Source organism: Streptomyces sp. NRRL S-495 (assembly GCF_000966955.1).
Classification (GTDB): domain Bacteria; phylum Actinomycetota; class Actinomycetes; order Streptomycetales; family Streptomycetaceae; genus Kitasatospora; species Kitasatospora purpeofusca.
Genome location: NZ_JZWY01000875.1, coordinates 1 through 1395, shown reverse-complemented (window position 1 = coordinate 1395; position 1395 = coordinate 1). Strand labels below are relative to the sequence as shown.

1 protein-coding gene is annotated in these 1395 nt (G+C 78.4%); it reads left to right on the top strand.

All coding sequences use genetic code 11. The annotated features are described in order from the left end of the window. On the top strand, positions 1-1368 hold a 1368-nt coding region (locus tag VR45_RS35360; protein ID WP_045944017.1), incomplete at its 5' end, for a hypothetical protein. Positions 1369-1395: the final 27 nt, after the last annotated feature.

Genomic DNA, 1395 nt, shown 5'->3' with positions numbered 1-1395 from the left:
CAGGTCGTCGTGCTCGACCGGGACCGGCTGCCCGCCGGCCCGGTCGCGCGGGCCGGCCTTCCGCAGGCCCGGCACGGACACCTGCTGATGGCCTCCGGGGCGGCGAGCCTGGAGGCGCTGCTGCCCGGGCTCACCGACTCCCTCACCGCGGCCGGGGCCCGCCGTCTCGCCCTGCCCGGGGACCTGGTGACGCTCACCCCGCACGGCTGGCTACCCCGGATCGGCGAGGCCTCCCACGGCTGGTGCCTCGGCCGGGACCTCCTGGACTGGATCGTCCGGGACCGGGTGCTCGCCGATCCCGCGATCGAGCTCCGCCAGGGCGTCCACGGCGAGGGGCTGGTCGGGGACGCCCGCCGGGTGACCGGCGTGCGGGTACGGGGTGGGGCGTGGCCGGACGGCCGTGAACTCCCCGCGGACCTGGTGGTGGACGCCACCGGGCGGGGCTCGCGCGCACCCGACTGGCTGGCCGGGCTCGGCCTGCCCGAGGTCGTGCAGGAGCGCGTCGACTGCGGGCTCGTCTACGCGACCCTGCTGGTCCGCGCGCCCGAGGGCGCGGCAGCCTTCCCCTCGGTCTCGATCCAGTCGGGACCGGGCGCCGGTCCCGGGCGGGCGGGCGTGATCTTCCCGATCGAGGACGGCCGCTGGCTGGTCACCCTCTCCGCCACCCGCGGTGCGGAGGCGCCGCGCGACGAAGCGGGGTTCCACGCCTTCGCGCGCGCCCTGCCGCATCCGCTGATCGCGGATCTGCTGCCGCTCTGCGAACCGCTCGACCAGGTGCGCCGCTACGGCAACACCGCCGACCGCCGCCGTCGCTACGACCGGCTGCGGCGGTGGCCGGCGGGCTTCGCGGTGGTGGGCGACGCCGTCGCGCACACCAACCCCGCCTACGGGCACGGCCTGTCCGTCGCGGCGGCCGGCGTACTGGAGCTGGCCCGGGCCCTGGAGCACCGCGGCGCGGACGACGGACGCGTCACCGCGGGCGTCCAGCGGGCCGTCCACCGGGCCACGCGGGCCGCGTGGAGCCTGGCCACCGGCCAGGACGTGCTGTACCCCGACGTGGCCGGAGCCCGGCCGACCCGGGGCGACCGGACGCGCGCCCGGCTGGGCGAGCGGCTCCAGGCCGTGGCGGTGCGCGCGGACGGCACCGGGGGAGACGCCGACGCCGTGCTCCGCACGCTCGTCCGGCTGGGCACCCTGGAGGGACGGCCCGCGGACCTGGCCCGCCCCGCAGCGGTGCGCGCGCTGCTGCGCGGCCCGGCTCCGGAGGTGCTTCCCGGCCGTGAACCGCCCCTCACGGAAGGCGAGCTGGCCTTGCTGGGTGACGGTGCGCGTCGTCTCCACGATGGGGCGCGTGGTCGGGTGGTGTGAGGCTGTCGGGGTGTTGTCGGTCGGGGG